Origin of the sequence: Cystobacter fuscus, from assembly GCF_002305875.1 — a bacterium.
GTDB lineage: Bacteria > Myxococcota > Myxococcia > Myxococcales > Myxococcaceae > Cystobacter > Cystobacter fuscus_A.
This window is the reverse complement of the sequence record NZ_CP022098.1, coordinates 6,645,859-6,664,085: the sequence shown is the minus strand read 5'-3', so window position 1 is coordinate 6,664,085 and position 18,227 is coordinate 6,645,859. Positions and strand designations below refer to the sequence as shown.

General features: G+C 66.9%; 15 protein-coding genes. 9 read left to right on the top strand and 6 right to left on the bottom strand.

The window, feature by feature from the left end; genetic code table 11:
* Positions 1–21 precede the first annotated feature (21 nt).
* Both tnpA and CYFUS_RS27165 read left to right on the top strand, forming a co-directional pair.
* Positions 22–318, top strand: coding sequence for an IS66 family insertion sequence element accessory protein TnpA (tnpA, locus tag CYFUS_RS50950; RefSeq protein ID WP_420042713.1), 297 nt, complete (start codon positions 22–24; stop codon positions 316–318).
* Positions 319–857: 539 nt separating this feature from the next.
* Positions 858–2,414: a kelch repeat-containing protein gene (locus CYFUS_RS27165; protein WP_095987881.1), complete on the top strand. Its 1,557-nt coding sequence runs from the start codon at positions 858–860 to the stop codon at positions 2,412–2,414.
* Between the two features lie 243 nt (positions 2,415–2,657).
* On the opposite strand, the gene CYFUS_RS27160 is transcribed toward CYFUS_RS27165, so the two are convergent.
* Complete coding sequence (locus tag CYFUS_RS27160; RefSeq protein WP_095987880.1) at positions 2,658–3,392, bottom strand: hypothetical protein; 735 nt, start codon at positions 3,390–3,392, stop codon at positions 2,658–2,660.
* 225 nt (positions 3,393–3,617) lie between these two features.
* Between CYFUS_RS27160 and CYFUS_RS52985 the strand changes: the two genes are divergently transcribed.
* Positions 3,618–4,043: a DUF5953 family protein gene (locus tag CYFUS_RS52985; RefSeq protein WP_269770157.1), complete on the top strand. Its 426-nt coding sequence runs from the start codon at positions 3,618–3,620 to the stop codon at positions 4,041–4,043.
* Positions 4,044–4,160: 117 nt separating this feature from the next.
* On the top strand, positions 4,161–4,619 hold the full coding sequence (locus CYFUS_RS54630) for a class I lanthipeptide (RefSeq protein WP_420042654.1): 459 nt from the start codon (positions 4,161–4,163) through the stop codon (positions 4,617–4,619).
* Between the two features lie 143 nt (positions 4,620–4,762).
* On the opposite strand, the gene CYFUS_RS27155 is transcribed toward CYFUS_RS54630, so the two are convergent.
* Positions 4,763–6,961, bottom strand: coding sequence for a peptidase domain-containing ABC transporter (locus CYFUS_RS27155; RefSeq protein WP_095987879.1), 2,199 nt, complete (start codon positions 6,959–6,961; stop codon positions 4,763–4,765).
* Between the two features lie 6 nt (positions 6,962–6,967).
* Positions 6,968–7,699 carry an efflux RND transporter periplasmic adaptor subunit gene (locus tag CYFUS_RS27150; RefSeq protein ID WP_232536825.1) on the bottom strand — a complete coding sequence of 244 codons (732 nt, stop codon included), beginning with the start codon at positions 7,697–7,699 and terminating at the stop codon, positions 6,968–6,970.
* A 446-nt stretch (positions 7,700–8,145) separates the two neighbouring features.
* Between CYFUS_RS27150 and CYFUS_RS27145 the strand changes: the two genes are divergently transcribed.
* Both CYFUS_RS27145 and CYFUS_RS27140 read left to right on the top strand, forming a co-directional pair.
* Positions 8,146–9,405 (top strand): lanthionine synthetase C family protein, encoded by a 1,260-nt coding sequence (locus tag CYFUS_RS27145; RefSeq protein ID WP_095987877.1) that lies wholly within the window; start codon positions 8,146–8,148, stop codon positions 9,403–9,405.
* Between the two features lie 12 nt (positions 9,406–9,417).
* Positions 9,418–12,690, top strand: a complete 3,273-nt coding sequence (locus CYFUS_RS27140) for a lantibiotic dehydratase (protein ID WP_095987876.1) — start codon at positions 9,418–9,420, stop codon at positions 12,688–12,690.
* On the opposite strand, the gene CYFUS_RS27135 is transcribed toward CYFUS_RS27140, so the two are convergent.
* The 3 genes from CYFUS_RS27135 to CYFUS_RS27125 form a co-directional block, all read right to left on the bottom strand.
* Positions 12,632–13,588, bottom strand: a complete 957-nt coding sequence (locus tag CYFUS_RS27135; protein WP_157758677.1) for an efflux RND transporter periplasmic adaptor subunit — start codon at positions 13,586–13,588, stop codon at positions 12,632–12,634. The two genes, CYFUS_RS27140 and CYFUS_RS27135, sit on opposite strands and share 59 nt — an antisense overlap.
* 109 nt (positions 13,589–13,697) lie before the next feature.
* Positions 13,698–15,335, bottom strand: a complete 1,638-nt coding sequence (locus CYFUS_RS27130) for a methyl-accepting chemotaxis protein (RefSeq protein WP_095987874.1) — start codon at positions 15,333–15,335, stop codon at positions 13,698–13,700.
* A 5-nt stretch (positions 15,336–15,340) separates the two neighbouring features.
* Positions 15,341–16,231, bottom strand: a complete 891-nt coding sequence (locus CYFUS_RS27125; RefSeq protein ID WP_157758676.1) for a phosphate ABC transporter substrate-binding protein — start codon at positions 16,229–16,231, stop codon at positions 15,341–15,343.
* Between CYFUS_RS27125 and CYFUS_RS27120 the strand changes: the two genes are divergently transcribed.
* The 3 genes from CYFUS_RS27120 (at position 16,223) to CYFUS_RS27110 (ending at position 18,206) form a co-directional block, all read left to right on the top strand.
* Positions 16,223–16,444: a hypothetical protein gene (locus CYFUS_RS27120; RefSeq protein WP_095987872.1), complete on the top strand. Its 222-nt coding sequence runs from the start codon at positions 16,223–16,225 to the stop codon at positions 16,442–16,444. The genes CYFUS_RS27125 and CYFUS_RS27120 overlap by 9 nt on opposite strands.
* 200 nt (positions 16,445–16,644) lie before the next feature.
* Positions 16,645–17,313 (top strand): hypothetical protein, encoded by a 669-nt coding sequence (locus CYFUS_RS27115; protein ID WP_095987871.1) that lies wholly within the window; start codon positions 16,645–16,647, stop codon positions 17,311–17,313.
* A 215-nt stretch (positions 17,314–17,528) separates the two neighbouring features.
* Positions 17,529–18,206, top strand: a complete 678-nt coding sequence (locus tag CYFUS_RS27110; RefSeq protein ID WP_157758675.1) for a hypothetical protein — start codon at positions 17,529–17,531, stop codon at positions 18,204–18,206.
* The last annotated feature ends 21 nt before the right edge of the window (positions 18,207–18,227 follow it).

Below are 18,227 nucleotides of genomic sequence, written 5' to 3'. Positions count from 1 at the left end.
GACGGCGGACCCTACCCGGTCATTACGAAGCAGAGAGAAAAGCCGGAGTGGGTCCGCGTCGCCGAGGAGTACGAGACGAGCGGGCTGACGCAGAGGGAGTTCGCCGCGGAGCGTCGAGGCCTGATGCTGAGCACGTTGCAGTCCTGGGTCTACCGACGTAGGCGGCAGGAGGGAGCGCCTGTCGCCCAGCCAGTGCGGCTGCTTCCGGTGCAGGTGACGGCGGAGCAGGATGTGGCGCGCGTGGATCGCCCGCGTGCCTGGACTCCTGCCCGCCAGCCTTCCGAGGAAGTCACCTCGCAGAAGTTACCGCCGCAGTAGGGTGTTGGCAGGGGCATGGCCCGTCACCTACCCCTGGAGCATTTCTGCCCCTGGCGCGAGGAGGCCGAGGAGCTGCGCGGAGGAACCCGATTCGGGGGATCGCGACGCTGACTCATGGTGCGCGCAGTGTACCGAGCCTGGAAAGAGCATCACCGCGCGTTCTGCGGAGCCGGTCCCGGTTCGTGCGCGGAAGCGCGCCTGCCCAATCGCGAACAATTGGCTCCGGAGTGAATTCAGGAGAACAGAAGAGCGCGGAAAAACCCATCATTCACATGCCCTCTCGTTGCCGTTCTCAAGGGCCATTCTTAGTCTCGGATTCACTAATTGTTCGGATTTGATGCACAAAGCGCGTAATCCAGACTCCGCAGTTTACGCCATTTGATTCACGCAGGGCCCCCACGCAGATAGGAGTTCACAGTGATGTCCATTGAAGACAACAAGCCCGGATCACGCCCCGTCAACACAAGAACGCACTGGGCAGGAGCTTTGTCAACAAGGACTCTGTCAAGAAAGACAAGGTCTTCCCGTGGGCGATCCTGATGTCGACCGGACCCTCGACAGACCAACCAAACAGGTACATCATCGTTTCCTCGATCCACTCGATTGTCGACCATGGATACAGCGATACCACGGACGGAGTGGCTGACTTCTTCAATGGAGAGGTCGCGCGAGGACTTGCAAAAGCATTGAAGGGTATCTCCGCTTCGACGATGACTGACGGCGTGGCCCATCCGCCAGGAGCCCCGATTGCGATCATCGGCGACATGAATGCTTATTACAAGACGAAAACAGGTCAATTCCCAGGAGGCAACACCGAAGCCAAGTCGGTGCCTCGACTGCTTCATGACTATGGTCTGCGGGATGCCCGAGGCGACTTCTTCAAGGAGACATCGGAATGCACGACCGCCTCCAGCCTGTGCTTGAAGTATCACACATTCAACACCGCAACCAACTCGGGCAATGTGCTCGATTACATTTTCACCCTCTATAGCGGCAGTACCACCAATGTGGGCGACTTCCAGACGGTCGCAGACCCTCACCTGTGGTCTGACCACAAGATGATCGCCGCACGCTTGAAGTTCGGACCGCTGCCAAAATCATCGTGGGCGACGAGTTCAGCGATGCAGTCTCCACGCGGCGTGCAGGGCGCGGCGCTGCTCAGCTCCGGACTGGTGCTGGTCACGGGGGGTCATACGCGCAACTCGCTCGGTGTCGCGGCCTCCATCAGCTTGACCGAACTCTACAATCCCTATTCAAACACCTGGCAGGCGACGGGGGCTCTGAACTCGCCGCGCTACAACTTCGCCACCGTCAAGCTGACGTCCGGAAAAATCCTGGTGTCGGGTGGCCGGAATGATGAATCCACGCTCTCGAGCGCAGAGCTTTACGATCCGGTCACGCGTTCCTGGAGCTATACCGGCTCTTTGAGCCAGCGGCGTTCTGGCCACCAGGCGACCCTGCTTCGGTCGGGCAAGGTGCTGGTCACGGGCGGCGAAATCGAGAACCTCGATGGCTCGAATGTCCACGTCAGTCCGGCGACCACTGCGGAATTGTATGATCCGGAAACGGGCGCATGGTCTCCCGCAGGCGAGCTGGAACACGACAGCTCGGGGTCTGTCGCGACGATGCTGTATTCGGGCGAAGTGCTGTTGATCACAGGGTCGCAAGTGTACCTCTATGATCCCTACACCAACAGGTGGAGCCAGCATGGAGCACTGCCGGGCCACCGTGATGGCTTCACCGCCACGCGGCTCTACTCGGGCGAGGTGATGGTGGTGGGCGGCGATTCGTCCAGTTCCACGTCGGGCACTACGTTCATTTACAATCCGTATACTACCCAGTGGCGCACGGGTCCCGCTATGAACCGGTTGCACCGCAACCACACGGCGACCCTCCTCTACTCAGGGCAGCTTCTGATCGCGGGGGGTGTTGACGGCGGCACCGAGGTGTATGATCCGGAGACCAACGAATGGACCCTGCTTGACGATATCCCGGCCAGTTGCACGGGAGGAGCCGCCGTCCTTCTGCATCCAGGCAGCGTACTGCTGACGGCCGGCTGGGAGAGTTCCACCGTAGCGCCCATCTTCACCCCGTGATCCATGGCTCTCCACGCCAGCCCGTTGCCCTCAAGGCCGTAGGCCTAGCGGTGGAGGGCCCGCGATCCAGCCCATGCAACTGACGGACGCATCCGCACCCATCGTGAAACTGCCGGAGGCCACGCGGTGGAGTGGCCTCGGCGAACCCCGGTGGCAAGAAGGGTCGACAAAACCTCCTCCTGCTACTACTCGCCTTCTTTGAGGCATCGGCCTGAGCATCGCTAGAAACCGCGAAACTCGAACTCAGGGCTGGATGGATCGAGGCTCCGGGTCCGGCTTCTTGACGGCTACGTAGCACCTGCCCTGGTACTCGGCCGTTCCCGGAGGGCAGGGCGCATCACTGCGGTGGGGCATCCAGCAACCGCCCCGAATCTCCACTTCCGTACCCGGCATGCAAGGCGGCCTGGCCTGCTCCTTCAAAGGTTTCTCCGGCATCGGATAGGCGATGGCTGGAGAAGAAAGGCCCGGTCGATTCACGAGGACGGGAGCATCTTCGCGTGTGTCGCGTGTCTCCGGAGGTGTGGACGTGCGCGGCCAGAATAGGAAGAAGAAGAATCCCACCGCCAGGGCCACCGCCGTGAGTCCCCAGCGCGTTGCCGGGTGTCGTGAACGGATGGGCCGGGGAGCGCGCAGGAAGTGGGCCCGCACATCCTCCCGTTCATCGAGTTGCGCCAGCGCGCCCGCGAGGTGGATGAACCCCAGGGTCAGTTCGTGCAACCTCGGCGGCCTCGCCCCGGCCGTGCGCTTGGGGTGAAGAACCAGGGCGTCCGGATCGGTGAACCTCGTGGCCTCCGCACACCAGAGGGTGGACGAACTCCAGTCGTCGCCGGAGCCCGGCATCACGACCAGCACGGACTCCCCGGTGTCGACATGGTGCGCCGCGTAGAGGCGCCCTTGGTCCTCCGGAATGTCCGGGAACCGCTCACCCAGCAGATACGGGCCCAGACGACGTCCTTTCCACTCTGGCGTGTCGCTCATTTGATTCCTCCTGATGACGACTCTTCCTACTCGCGATGTCGGCTCGCTGTCCAGACCCGATGGGTCAGGCTGCTCGGATGCGGTAGAGTTCCCATGCTGGACGCGCGAGCGAGGCCTCTTTGGTGCTCTCCAGGGTGGGCCCGGTGCTCGTGGCCCTCGTCCTGCTCTGGCCCTCCCGCACCGTTGCTTCCGCCCTCACGGTTGTCGTCATGAGCTGGTGCTGAAATGACAGCTACATCAAGATCCCTCAGTCTTGTCGCCTACGCTCCCGCGCTAACCAGGGACGATGGCCGTCCTTTGACCATTGTTCATGGAATGGAACGCGCCTTCCCCGGCTTGCACCTGGGGTGGATGATTTCCGAAGAGGGGCAGCGCATCCCTCTTCAGGAGCGAGATGCCTTTGTCTCCCGAGAAAGGAAGGACGGGGGATTTCCGCTCCTGCGCAACGGCGATGATAGGTTCCGGGTGACAGTGACGGGATGGGAAAGGCCTGCGGGCACTTCGCCGGGTGGTCAGGCACAGTTTGAGGTTCATGCGAACCTGCCACTGAACGTGGGTGGCATGGCGGCGGCGGATGTGCTGGAGGCGGTAGGGGAGGGTGCTCGCGCGTTCTGGGGGCACGTGGATCCAGGCGGGCGCTCCACCCCTTGAGAAGGCGAAGAGGTGAAGGCGTGCAGCCGGAGGTGCCGACGCTCTGCTGGACGGCTCGCGCCAGCATGCTTCCCACCGCCTGCCCGATGCCATCGTACTCCTGGCCGATTCGCCGATATGCTCCTGGCTCCTCTTCACTCCTCGTTTGACAACAAATCGCCGTGGGTATGCTTGTGTTCGGGCTCCTCCCAGGACGTTGGCTCCCTTCCCTCTTGCTCTTGCCCCGCTTCACCCCTTGCCTCTCCTGGCCTTCCTCCTGGCTATCCCTTCGGACAAGCCCTTATCGGGGACCCCTACTGGTCTGTCTTGTCTGCGAGTAATACATATGAAGTGAGTGCTGCCAATTTCGGCAGCATCACCAGAGAGAAGAGGGACAGAATCATGAACGAGATGACTCCGAAGAGACTCAGCCTGAACAAGGAGACCATCCGGAATCTCTCGGACGAGAATCTGGAACAGGTCGCTGGTGGCAACAGACGGGACGATGACGACAGGGATCGCCGGGATTCCCGCCGACACCACCGCGGCTGCCGCCGCTACTCGCGGCGCCACGACCGCGGTCGGTGCCGTGACTAAGCGTCCGGGCCATCGCCTGCTGGTGTCGAGGACCGCCTGCGTGTAGAGGCGCAGTGCGGTTCATGGCCCGCGGTGCGGTGTTTCCGAACGCAATTCCTATCGTTTGGGGTTTTCGCGCGGGGGAGGCTCCGGCCGTGGGGATGTCAACCCAGCTGGGCCGCCACCAGCGTGGCATAGATTCCTTTGCGGGCGAGCAATTGCTGGTGCGTCCCCGCCTCCACCAGGGCGCCATCCTCCAGGGTGAGGATCAGATCCGCGCCAACGACAGTACTCAACCGGTGGGCAATCACGATGCGTGTGCACTCGAGGGTTGACAGGGCCTGATGGACCCTGCTCTCGGTGATGGCATCCAACGAGCTGGTCGCCTCGTCCAACAGCAGGATCGCGGGCTTGCGGACCAGCGCCCGGGCGAGTGCGAGCCGTTGCCGCTGCCCGCCGGAGAGTGAGGTCCCGCGATCCAGCAGCAGGCTCTCGTAGCCCATGGGCATGGCGAGCACCTCCTCGTGGATCTGCGCCAGCCTGGCGGCCTCTACCACGGCTTCCAGGGGAAGGGAGGGGTCCGCCAGGGTGATGTTGGAGCGGATGCTCGCGCTGAACAAGGCGGGGTTCTGCAGGACGATTCCCAACTGCTGGCGGACCGAGCGCAGGTCCAGTTCCGACAGATCCACCCCGTCGTACAAGATGCGTCCCGCGCTGGGCTGGTACATGCCCAGCAGCAGGTTGGCGAGGGTGGACTTGCCCGCTCCCGAGCGGCCCACGATGGCCACGAGCTGCCCGGGTTGGATTTCCACCGACACGTCGCGTACCACCAGGGGCGCGTGGGGGCCATAGCGGAACGAGACCTTCTCCAGGGAGATGTGCCCCGTGAGCTTGTGCGCCCGGCGCGCCTTGCCAGCCGGCTGCTCGGGAGGTGCATCCATCACGTCATGGATTCGAGCGAGGTAGCTGCCCAGGAGCTGCAACTGCATCATCGTGGAGACCATGTTCCCGAGCGGCCCCAGGAAGCCCACCGCCACCGCGTTGAGCGCCAGCATGCTGCCCAGACTGAGCACGCCATGGAGCACCTGCCAGGCGCCGAAGCACAGGGTGACCAGGGGCGCGCCCATCTGCAGGGTGCTCAGCAGTGATTCGACCAGGGTTTCGAGCCGTCCACGCTGGAGCGAGATGTTGAGCACGTCCACGAACATCCCCGACCAGCGGTCCAACGCCCGGTGCTCGCCACCCATCGCCTTCAAGGTCTCCATGCCGGTGAGGAACTCCACCTCGTAGGCCTCGGATCTCGCCGATGCCTCCAGGCTGCGGGCCATCAACTCCGACTGCCGTCGCCAGCTCCAGGCGAACACGCCCACCTGGAGCGCCGAGAGCCCCAGCACCAGCACCGCCAGGGGCACGTTCACGATGAACAACACCACCAGGAACAGGAGCACCATGGAGCCATCCAGCAGGCCCGAGAGCACCCCCGAGGTCAGCATCTCGCGGATGGTGGTGTTGCTGCCGAGGCGATTCATGAGATCGCCCACCGGCCTGTGCTGGAAGAACACGTACGGCAGCTCCACCAGGTGCTCCACGAAGCCCAGCGTCATGCGCGCATCCAGCTCGGTGCGCAGGTGCAGCAGCAGATAGGAGCGCACCATCGACGCCAGGAATTGGAAGAAGATCAGCGAGCCCATCGCCACGCTCAGGACGAGCAGCAGGTGGTAGTCGCCGCGGGGCACCACCCGGTCGGTGATGGCCCCGGTGAGCGTTGGCAGCCCCAGGGCGAAGAGCTGCACCAGCAGGGAGGTGAGGAGGATGCGGGGCAGCATGCCCGATTGAAGCAGGAGCTGCTCCAGGTAGCGCCGGATGGGGAGCCGCTGGCCCTTCTCCTGCACGAAGGTGTCGCCAGGCTCCAGCAGCAGGGCCACGCCCGTGAACGACCGGCGGAACTGGTCCAACGGCACCCGTCGCCGGCCCATCTCTGGATCCACCACGTCGACCCAGTTCTTGCCCAGACGCTCGAAGACCACGAAGTGGCGGAATTCCCAGTGGAGGATGGCGCCCGTCGGAAGGTAGTCGAGGTTCTCCACCTCCAGGGTGACTCCGCGGCCGCGCAGCCCGTACCAGCGGGCGGTCTCGAGGAGGGCCAGCGCGGTCGCACCGTCCCGATCCACGCCGAGAACCTGGCGGATGTCGTCCAGGCGCACCTGCTTGCCATGGTACGAGAGCACCATGCCCAGACAGGCCGCGCCACAATCACTGGCATCCATCTGCTGGATGTGGGGAATCCGCTTGCGGCGAGCGGGCAGACCCAGCCGGTGCAACTCCGGGAACCGGTTCAGCAGGGAATGGAGTGGGCTGAGCATGGCGTGTCAGTGGAACAGTGGCTTCAATCCGGGGATGATGGTCAGGATGATGCGCTCCGTCTTCACCCGCGCATCGACCGTGCCCTGCATTCCGTCGAAGTACGCGAGCCGCCTGCCATCCGCCTCGAAGAACCGGGAGGGGGCGTGGGCCCGCACCAGCACCACGGCCCCGTTGACCGTCAGACTTTCCGCCAGCTCCGGGCCCAGGTACCGGCGTACCTCTTCAGGCCCCACCAGCTCATCCCCGACCTGGTCGATGATCAGCTCCTGGTATTGGTATTGGAAGCCATCCAATTCCAGGCGCATCCTTCCTCCCTGGGTGAGGAGCGGGCGGGACCCGCCGGGAAGCATCGCGATGACTTCCATGGGCGAGTCCTCCTGTACCAGGGCAACCACCACCTCTCCCTCGGAGAGGTGCTGGCCGCGCCGGATCCGCACGTCGCTCACCACCCCCGCCTGGGGCGCCCGTACCAGCCGCTGCTCGAGCTGGAACCTCGCCAGTTCCATCTCCGCGCGCAGCGAGGTCAGGGCCTGGCTCGTCGCCTCGTTCGTGAGATCCCTCATCCGTTGCACCAGGAGCAGTTCGAACTCGTGCTGGTAGCGCTCCAGGCTTGCCTGCTCCGGCCCGGCGAAGAAGCGCGCCAGGATCTGCCCTTCCTTCACGCGCTGTCCCGGCTGTACCTCCACCGAGGTGACCCGCCCCGCCAAGAGTGCCGTCACCTCCAGCCGGCCCTTCATCCGCACCACCGCCGGGCCGGTCGCGTATTGGGTGATCCATCCAAATATTCCGAACCCGACATAGAAGCAGACCACCGTCAGCAGGAGCCAGAAGGCCCAGCGTGTCCACGAGGGAGAGAGCCGCAAGAGGGTTCCCTGTTGCTGGGCCCCAGCCTGATAATCGAGTGCCTCTTTCCGGAATATCTGATCGTGGTCTGCCATCTGGAGCCGTCCATCTCGAAGATGGCTAGGGAGTGCAGGCATGGACAGCCTGAGCAGGGGGGTTTCGCCCTCGTCCCCAGGTGCCTCCGCGTGTCGGGCAGGAAACCGTGTGCCTTCCCAGGCGATGGAAGTGTTGTAGAAGCCATCGACACCCACCCTGTTGCCGCATCACCCGCGTGAGGAAAAGGTTGTATTGGGTTGGAGGCCGGAGCTGATGACGTCTGGCGGAGCGGAGGCGGGCTTTCATGACGGGATGGACGACGCTGCTCGAGGGCCCTCTGCGGGAGCGTGCGCTGCGGTCCGTTGAGGAGATCGCGGGGGCGCTGCGGGAGCGTCAGGGGGTGGAGGGGCCGACGCTCTCGGGAGGTCTGGCGGGACTGGCCTTCTTGTTCGCCGAGCTGGACCGGGCGCAACCCCAGCAGGGCCATCGGGCCTGCGCGGAGCAATTCATCCAGGAGGCCGCGTCGGCGCTCGAGGAACTCCCACTCCCGCCGTGGCTGTATGTTGGCTTCTCGGGGATCGCCTGGTCCATTTCGAGACTCGGGGCGATGGGAATCATTTCGAGCGAAGGCCTCGAGGAGATCGACGAGGTGCTGCTGGGCCTGGTCTCCCGGCATCCTTGGAACGTGGACTACGATCTGATCTCCGGGCTGGTCGGCCTGGGGGTGTATGCACTCGAGCGGATGCCCCGTCCGGTGGCGGTCCGGAGTCTCGAGGAGATCGTGGCCCGCTTGGAGGAGCGCTCCATTTCCGCTGGGCCAGGGCTGTCATGGTGGACCCCAGCACGGCATCTGCCGAAGAAGCAGGCGGAGGTGTATCGCGAGGGACACTTCGACCTCGGCGTCGCGCATGGGGTGCCCGCCGTGGTGGCCCTGCTGGGGCTGATTGCCCGGGCGGGAGTCTCCGAACGGAAGGCTCGCGAACTCGCCATGGGAGGGGCTCGCTGGCTGCTGGCGAACCTGTTGCCCGACAGCCCGGGGGCTCGCTTCCCCTGGAGTGTCGCGCCGGGCATTCCCGTCCAGCCCGCTCGCTCCGCCTGGTGTTACGGAGATCCCGGCGCCGTCGTCTGCCTGCGGATTGCCGCCCGAGCGCTGTCGGACGGCGAACTCGAGCGGGTGGCGCTGGAGCTCGCTCGCGAGGCCGCACGGCGCCCGATGGCGCGGGCCGGGGTGCGGAACGCGGCCATCTGCCATGGCTCCGCCGGCCTCGGGCATCTCTACAACCGGCTCTACCAATCCTCCCGGGAGCCGGTGTTCAAGGAGGCGGCGACCGCGTGGTTCGCCCAGACGCTGGAGATGAGGCGTCCCGGGGAGGGCCTGGCGGGCTTCCTCTCCTGGTATCCGAAGACCGATGAGGATGATGAGGATGAGGAGAAGGAGGTGGGTAGGGAGCTGGATGGGACCCTGCTCGAAGGTGCCGCCGGTATCGCGCTGACCCTGCTGGCGGCATGTCACCCCTTGCCTCCCACCTGGGACGGCATGCTCCTGGCCGCCATCCCCGACTGAGCTCGCACGCCCATGAACCCCTCCCATTCCGAGGAGAAGTCCCAGGCGTTCGCGTTCTCCCCAGCGGGGTTCTTCGCGCTGCGCACGCCCCTGTTGCCCTTCGAGGAGCTGATCAGGTGGGGGGAGGGGCTGGAGGCCCCGCGCGTCCAGCCGGGCTCCCCGGGACTCGAGTCGGCACTGCGCCGGGACCAGGCCCTTCTCCGGGGACGTCTGGGCGAATGGCTGCGGCGGCCGGAGGTGCGGGAGGCCCTCTTCGTGGCCTCGCCGAGCCTCCATGCGTGTCTGGGTCTCTGGGAGCGGGAACCGGAGAGCGAGCGCGGAGGGAAGGTCGAGCGCAGCATGGTCCGCTACGTGCTCCGCATGGCGGGGCGGCCCACCCCCTTCGGACTGTTCGCGGGTTGCTCCGTGGGCGAGCTGGGTGAGCGGACGCGGCTGCGGCTCGGCCCTCGCGCCAGCTACCAGCGCCACACCCGTCTGCACATGGACTACGCCTGCCTTCTCGCGGAGGCCCTCTCTCGCGAGCCCGGGTTGCGCCGGTCCATCCTCTATCGGCCCAGCACCAGCCTGTACCGCGCGTGTGGCCGGCTGCGCTACGCCGAGGGACGGATGATCGACACGGCTCGCTCGTACCACCTGGTGGCGGTCGAGCCGACCGGGTACCTGGAGGCCACGTTGGCCCGGGCCCGGGAGGGCGCCTCGCCCGAGGTGCTGGCGCGTGCGCTGGTCGAGGGGGATCCAGAGATCAGCCTCGCCGAGGCGGAGGAGTTCGTCGAGGAGCTGATCGACAGTCAGCTCCTGGTGCCCGAGCTCTCGCCGCCGGTGACCGGACCGGAGGCGCTCCCCGAGCTGATCTCCCAACTTCAACGGCTCCCCGGCGGAGCGCGCTTCGCCGACGTGCTGCTCCCGGTCCGGTCCGCCCTCGAGCAACTGGATGGCGGTGGACTCGGCGCGCCGAGCGAGCGCTACCTGGAAGTGGCTCGAATGCTCTCGACGCTGCCCGCGCCCGTCGAGCTGCCGCGGCTGTTCCAGGTGGACATGATCAAGCCCGCGCCCGAGGCCGTGCTGGGGCGGGAGGTGGTCCGCGAGCTGGAGCGCGGCGTCCAGTTGCTGTACCGGCTCGCCCCCGCCTCGCCGCAGCGGGAGCTGGAGCGCTTCCGTGAGGCGTTCACCCTGCGGTACGAGGGGCGCGAGGTCCCCCTCCTGGAGGCACTGGATGCCGAGGCGGGCATTGGTTTCAACCCCTCCAACGTCCCGAGCGCCGAGGTGGCACCGCTGCTGGCCGGGCTGGTCCTGGGCGGGGAGGCCAGCGAGGCCGCGGACGCCAGTTTCGGCGAGCACGAGACCGTGCTGCTGCGCAGGTGGGAGGAGCACCTGTGCACGGGGCGCCAGGTTCTCGAGCTGGATGATGCGTTCGTCGAGCGCCTGGTGAACAAGCAGCGCCAGCCCCTACCGGACTCCTTCGCGGTGGTGGCGACCGTGGCGGCGGAGTCCGAGGAGGCGCTCGCCCGGGGGCGCTTCCAGCTCCTGTTCCAGGACGCCTCCGCCTTCGGTGCCAACCTCCTGGGCCGTTTCTGCCACGGGGATTCCCTGCTCCACCGCAAGGTGGAGGCACTGCTGCGGGCCGAGGAGGCGCTCCAGCGGGACGTGGTGTTCGCGGAGATCGTCCACCTGCCCCAGGGCCGGGTTGGGAACATCCTCGCCCGCCCGGTCCTGCGCGAGTACGAAATCCCCTATCTGGGCAGGTCCGGTGCTCCGCGCGAACGGCAGATCGATGCGTCCGATCTGAGAGTCTCCGTCAAGGACTCGCGCATCGTGCTGCGCTCGGCGCGGCTGGGGCGGGAGGTCCTTCCCCGGATGACCAACGCGCACGACTTCCAGTTCCAGAACCTCGGGCTCTACCGTTTCCTCTGCACCTTGCAGTACCAGGAGCACCTGGGCGGGCTGAAGTGGGACTGGGGACCGCTGGCTGGCGCCGGCTTCCTACCGAGGGTCACCCATGGGCGGTTGGTGCTCAGTCTGGCCAGATGGACACTCGGGCGCGACACACTGGAGGGGCTCGGCAGGGCGGAGGGAGCCCAACGCTTCTCCGCGATCCAGGCGCTCCGGGCCGAGCGGCGCATGCCCCGCTTCGTCGCGCTGGAGGACGAGGAGAGCCTGCTGCCCATCGATCTGGACAACGTGCTCGCCGTCGAGGCGTTGGTCCAGAAACTCAAGGGCCGGCCCCTGGCGACGCTGGTGGAGATGTTCCCGGGGCCGGAGGCGCTGGGCGTGGAGGGCCCCGAGGGTCGCTTCGTCCATGAGCTGGTGGTGCCCTTCGTCCGCTCCCGCCCCGAGCAGCCCGCGCGCCTCACGGTGGGACCAGGCCGCCCCGTGGAGGAGCCGCGGCCTTCCAGCCAGGCCCGTGTCTTCCTCCCTGGCTCGGACTGGCTGTTCCTCAAGCTCTACACCGGCGCGGCCACGGCGGACCGCCTCCTCACCGGCGCGGTGGCTTCGCTGGTGAAGGCCGCGCTCGGCTCGGGGGCGGCGGATGGGTGGTTCTTCATCCGCTATGGCGATCCGGACTGGCACTTGCGGTTGCGCTTCCACGGCACCCCCGCGCGCATGAGGGCGCTGGCTGGCGAGCTGTCCGACGCGCTCGCGCCGCTCCTCCAGGAGCAGCTCCTGTGGAAGGTGCAGTTCGACACCTACGAGCGCGAGGTGGAGCGCTACGGCGGACCGGAGGCCATCCTCCTCGCCGAGCAACTGTTCCAGGTGGACAGCGAGGCGGTGCTGGAGCTCCTCGCGCTGCTGCCGGGAGACGAGGGGGCGGACGCGCGCTGGCGGCTGCTGTTGTGCGGGATGGAGCTGCTGCTCTCGGACCTGGGGCTCGGGTTGGAGGCCCGGCTCGCGGTCGTCAGCGACTCGCGCGAGGGCTTCCGCCGGGAATTCCAGGTCGATCACGCCATCGAGCGGCGGATGAATGAGCGCTTCCGCGAGGAGCGCCGGGGCCTGGAGGAGCTGCTGGGTTCCAGGAGGGCGGGCACCCCCGTTCTGGCCAGGGGGCTGGAGGTGCTCCAGCGGCGCTCGGACAAGCTGGTGCCCATCGCCGCGGGGTTGAAGGAGCTGGAGGCGGCGGGGAAGCTGGGCCTCTCCATCACCGAGCTGGCCGGGGACTTCCTGCACATGCATGCCAATCGCATGGCCCGGTCGGCGGCGCGCGCGCAGGAGTGGGTCCTCTACGAGTTGCTCACTCGCCACTATTCTGCCCTGGTTGCCCGCCATCGGACGGCGGCGCCGGAGGGCTGAGCCTGGCTGACAGTGACACGCGAGCCACCATGCCCGCCCGGACGGCATCGTCGGACGACTGCAAGAGGGCCTGCGCGAAGATCATCCGGGAGGGTGTGTCCACCTCGGGGGAGATGCTCTCGAGCTTCCCGGGGAGCTCCTTGCCCAGGGCGGGGAGGAAGATGCGGATCGGGAGGCCGACGGTGGCCCTGCCGCTGTGCTTCTCCGGAAGCGCGAAGCGTACCCGGAAGTCACCCGCCTGGATGAGCCGCAGGATGGGCGCTCCGGCCTGGACCCTGGAGCCGGGGTCCAGGTAGCGAATCGCCACCACGCAGTCGAAGGGTGCACGGAACACCGCTTCCTCGAGCCGCTGGCGGATCTGCGCGAGTGATGCTTGCCGCTCGCGGATGAGCGCTCGCGCGACGGCCACCTGGGAGAGCGCGGTCTTCTGCTCGTTGCGTGCATCGGAGAGTTCATCGGTGGAGAGGACGCCATCGGGGGGCTTCAGGTAGCGCTGGAGCCGTTCGGTGGCTGTGTGAGCCTCCACCTCGACCCGTTTCCGGTCGGCCTCCGCTTGTTCGAGCTGGGCCTGGGCCATCTGCTCCGCGCTGCGCAACTGCTCCAGCGCCATGTTTCCCATGAGCGTTCCCGCCTTGACGCGATCCCCCGACTGGACGCCGAGGCGTGCCAGCTGGCCTTCGAACGGGGCGATGATCTCCACCATTTCGTTGCCGAGCACTACGCCCACGAAGCGTTCGTCCTGGGCGGAGTCCGTGGGAGATGGCTCGGCGCTGGGAGCCGGTTTCTCCTGGGGAGTGGCTACGCTCTGTCGTTCCACCTGGCCGGAGCACCCGGCCAGTACCGAGAAACCAAGCACCGCGGCCATGGTGCGCATGGCGGTGAGGTTTTGTCTCCGCACCCGAGGGCGTCAATCTCCGCTCCCCCCAGCGGGGGTCTCACCCGTCGTGCCCTGGACGGATGAGGGTCCGGGCTGCTCAGCTCGTGACGGAAAGGGAGCCCTTCAAGCCTCACAACCGGAAGCCCGAGAGGGCCTCGGTCAGCCGCGCCGTCGTGCCGCGCAGCTGCTCGGCGGACTGGCGCATGGCCGCCACCGACACCACCGCCTTGTCCGTCGTGCGTGACAGCTCGTTCACCGCCGAGAAGATCTGCCCCAGGCCCTCGTGCTGCTGCTTCACCACCTGGACGATGCTCCGCAGGCTGATGCTCGACTCCTGGAGCATCCGGGTGAGCTCCTCCAGGCGCTCGCCTCCCGTCCGCACCTGCTCGAGCTCCGCCTCCATCCGGGCGCGGCCCCGCGCGGTGATGGCCACCGTGTCGCGCATGGCTCTACTCGAGCGCCTGAGCTGCTCGCGCACCGCCACCGTCTCCTTCACCGAGCGGTCCGCCAGCGAGCGGATCTCCACCGCCACCACCCGGAAGCCCTGTCCCTCCGGCCCCGCCCGCGCCGCCTCGATGCCCGCCGACAGCGCCAGCACGTGACTCTGCTCGGCCAGGTCCCGCACCGTCTCCGTCAGCGTGGACACCTTCACGCTGTGCTCGGCCAGCTCCACCACGTGCCGCGCGATGGCCTCGAACTGTCCGCGCAGCTCCTGGATGCCCCGCAGGCTCCCGGTCAGCACCTCCTTGCCGGAGCGACCCACCTCGTCGGCCCGCTCGGCCGTGCTCAGCACGCCCGCCACCTGCCGTTCCGCCAGCTCGGACGCATGGCTGAGCTCCTCGGCCACCGCGTTCGTCCGCGTCACCGCCGTCGCCTGCCGCTCGATGCTGCGCCCCTGCTCGTCCGCCGCGCTCGCCAGCCGCTCCACCGCCCCGGCCATCTCCTGGCCCGCCTGGCGCACCGCCAGCATCAGCTCGCGCAGTTGCGACACCATCTGCCCGAGGATGCGCGAGAGCTGGCCGATCTCGTCCTCGCCGGGAGTGGCCAGTTGCAGGGACAGGTCTCCCTTCTCCACCTGCCGCGCCGCCACCATCAACTCCTTCAGGGGCCGGGTGATGGAGCGCCCCACCGCGGCGAGGAACACGAGCAGGAAGAGTCCGAGCCCCCCATCCACCGCCGCGAGTCCCCACCGGGCCCGCCGTAGCGTGCGCGCCACCTCGAGCTCCAGCTCGCTGGAGCGCAGGCGCAGGCTGTTGGCCGCTGCTTCGAGCAGCTCGGCCAGCCGCGCGTAGCGGCGCGTGTGGGCCCCCTCCAGGAAGTTCGCGAGCACCCGGCTCCGCTCCGCCTCGGAAACGGCGAAGACGCGCGTACGTACCGCCCGGGCGTATCCCTCCCAGGCCACGCGCGCGTCCTCGACGTACAGGCGGGCATCCGGGGCATCCGTCACCGACAGCGCTCGCTCGAAGCGCACGTCCACGCCCGCGGCGATCTCCTCCCACTGCCTGACCAGCTGCCGCGCCCCATCCTCGCTGGAGGGCGCGAGCATGAGGTGCAGGACCGCGCGCGCGGCGTGCAGCTCACCCAGCAGCGCCTGGACCGTGTCGTACGTCTCCGCCTGCAGCTTGAGCTGCTGGTGCACGGGACCGCCGACCTGGAATCGGTCCAGCGTGGACTCCTGGACGGCGTGGCTCGTCACGAACACCGCGAGGATGATGACGAGGAGCAGCGAGAGCTTGTGATGGACCGTCAAGCGGCGCAGCGAGGACATGGCGCTCAGTGCACCTCTCGGACGGGGATGAAGGAGCGCGCGACGATGGCCTGGCCCTCGGGTGACATCACATAGTCGAGGAAGTCCTTGAGCGGCCCATCGGGCACGCCCCGGGCCGCCAGCACCATGGGCCGGGACAGCGGGTAGTCCGCCGTGCGAATCGACTCGGGTCCTGGCGCCACGCCGTCCAATGGCAGCACCCGGACGCCCTGGACGTCAGGCGCCAGCGTCCCCCACGCGAGCGCGTGCGGATGCGAGGCCACGTAGGAGCGCACCTCGCGCGGGTGCTCGAAGGCATGGGTCGGCGCGAACGGGGCTCCCTCCAGCACCGTCTCCCGGAAGAAGTCCGTCGTGCCCGAGCCGGTGGACAGTTTCACCGTCACGAGTTCCACGGGCGCATCCAGTCCACCCACGTCCTTCCAGTTCTTCAGCTGGCCGGTGAAGAACGCCTTGAGCTGGGCCCGGCTGAGGGCGGTGACCGGATTGTCCGGGTGGACGTACACCGCGAGGGCGGCATACCCGATGATGACGTAATAGGGGTGCCGGGCCTTCTCCGTGCTCCGGAGCGAGCGCGCCAGGCCGCTCACGTCCGCGCGCCCCTCCATCAGGAGTTTGAAGCCCTCCGCGGAGCCCACGTAGTGCTTCGCCTCGACGGGCGGACCTCCCCGACGGACGAAGCCCTCGCTGAGCGGTGACAGGACGGTGTCGCCGATGCTGCCGGAGCCCGCGTAGACGAGGGGCGTGTGGGACCCGGCCGGCCGCTGGCAGCCCGGGCCGCTTCCGAGCAGCAGCGCCAGCCCGAGCACCCACGCGCGGGACCTCGCCCCGAGGCGAGCCCCGGGAGTCTGGAGATTGGAGACGGACAGGATGGCGGGGGAGTGTAACGAATGGAGCACGGGCACGGTGCACACGGAGAGTACGAGCGGAGAGGACGCATCGCCCGGACCAACGCCTTCCGCAAGTCGGTGAAGGTGGACGATACCAGCCACTGCGGCATCATCATCGAGGTCAAGCTACCGGAGCCCCAAGCGGCTCGCCTCGCCGAGGCGGTGGGACAACCATCCCAGGGCCGCCCGCACGTGCAACTCGGCGATGCCGGGACGCTGTAGAAACACGCCAGTAGTGGAGGATGTAGTCGCCGTCCTTGGCCTCGTTGGGGGTTGAGCCGCTTGATGCGGCCCTCCTCGATGATCTTGCTCACCATGGCTCCCTTTTATGTCAATGGCCGCTTGTCCTCACTCGCACGCCTGGTCCATCATCCATCCACCTCTATCCCCCCAAAGCCCCAGATCATCTCCAGGTACACTTCATGAGCGGATACGTCTTGCACCGGAGCACGCCACTGGACTCGAGGGGACTCCGAACCGCGCTGGTGGGGCTGTACCTTCTCGGGTGCTCCAGTGGCCCGCGTGCTGGACAGACGGAGGGCTACGGCTTCCTGGGGGACTCCGAAATCGTCTGGGTGCGCGGCCCCTGGGATGACATCCGTCCCTCTGGGAACGTGGATGAAGTCATCGACCAACTCTGCCCGGCGGTGATGGCGCTCCCAAGAGCACAGCAGGGCGAATACGGCCAGGAGTACTGCGGCGTCATCTACTCGTTCGAGGATGGCCTCTACTACGCGAGCATGCCCTCTCCCCTGACGAGAGTGGCGCTGGTGGGCCCGAGCAGAAGGAAGTCCTGTTTCTCTCCATCGGTGGTGAAGGACTCTCGGGGCCAGCTCGAGCCTCTTGCTGACTTCCACAGTCACCCATGGTCCTCCTCGCCCTTGAGCGAGCCAGACAGACGTGGACGAAACCAGCGTTATCGCGTTCGCATCCAGTTCGACACGACCTGCCGCATCCAGAAGCTCGTGCCGTATGTCCGTGAGGCTCGGCCCGGCGAGGTCTATGAACGCCAGTCCGGGAGCTGGAAGCTCATCGGCTACATCCAACCCGAGGACAAGGACTCGGGCTTCATCACCTCTGTACAACCATGAATACCCACCTGCATTCACGGCTCCGTTGGGAGGCATTCAGGGGAAGAGCCACCGGCCTGATGCTCTGCTGCGCCGTGTCGGGATGCGTGACGGCTCGAAGCCCTGTCCGTTACGTTCCAGCCGAAGAGGCCGCCTGGTTCAAGTTCGGAAAGGATTTGCCCGCGGAGGGCAGGGTAGAGCTTTCCGGCACCCGGGCCCGGGCCATGCAACTCGCCATGGAACGTTTCCTCCCGTGGAATGTGCGCCCTCCGTACGGAGCGGCCCGGAGCGACATCTGCATCCTCCAGCGTCAGTCCTGGGACGTGGAGATGGCTCCAGGAAGAGAAGGCACCACGCTGGTCCGCTTCTCCCTCGCCCCTGGAGCCTGTTACCGGTGGGGTCCGCCGCTGGACATGGAATCCACCTACGAAGTGGACGTGCGCAACGGGCGACTGATGGAGGGGGAGCCGATGCAGTCCCCTCCCGAGCTTCCCAGGGAAGGGCGGCTTCGCCTCGAGGGCAACGTCGCCGCGGCGATACAGCTCGCCCTGGAAGACTTCCTTCCCGGCAAGGCCTTGCCTCCCGAGGGCACCCGTCCAGAAGAGGCCTGTCTCTACCGGCCCGACTCCTACGACGTCACGGCGGCTCCGGAGCCCATGGGAGTCGTTCAGGTCCGATTCACTGTCGATGAACAGGCCTGTCCGACGAAGGCGTTGTGGGGCTCCTCTGGAGCCCTGGCCCGCATGGACAGAACCGTTCATGCCGTGGACATCCGCACGATGCGCATTCTCGCCGTCGGCAATCACGCGCACCTGAGACACACTGCACAGGCTCCCGCCGAGGGGACACCGGAGAAGGAGAAGCCAGCAGGGAGCGAACCCACGAGCCAGGAGCGCAAGGCACAGCCCCATTGAGGAAACGGGGCAGGGCTCGTC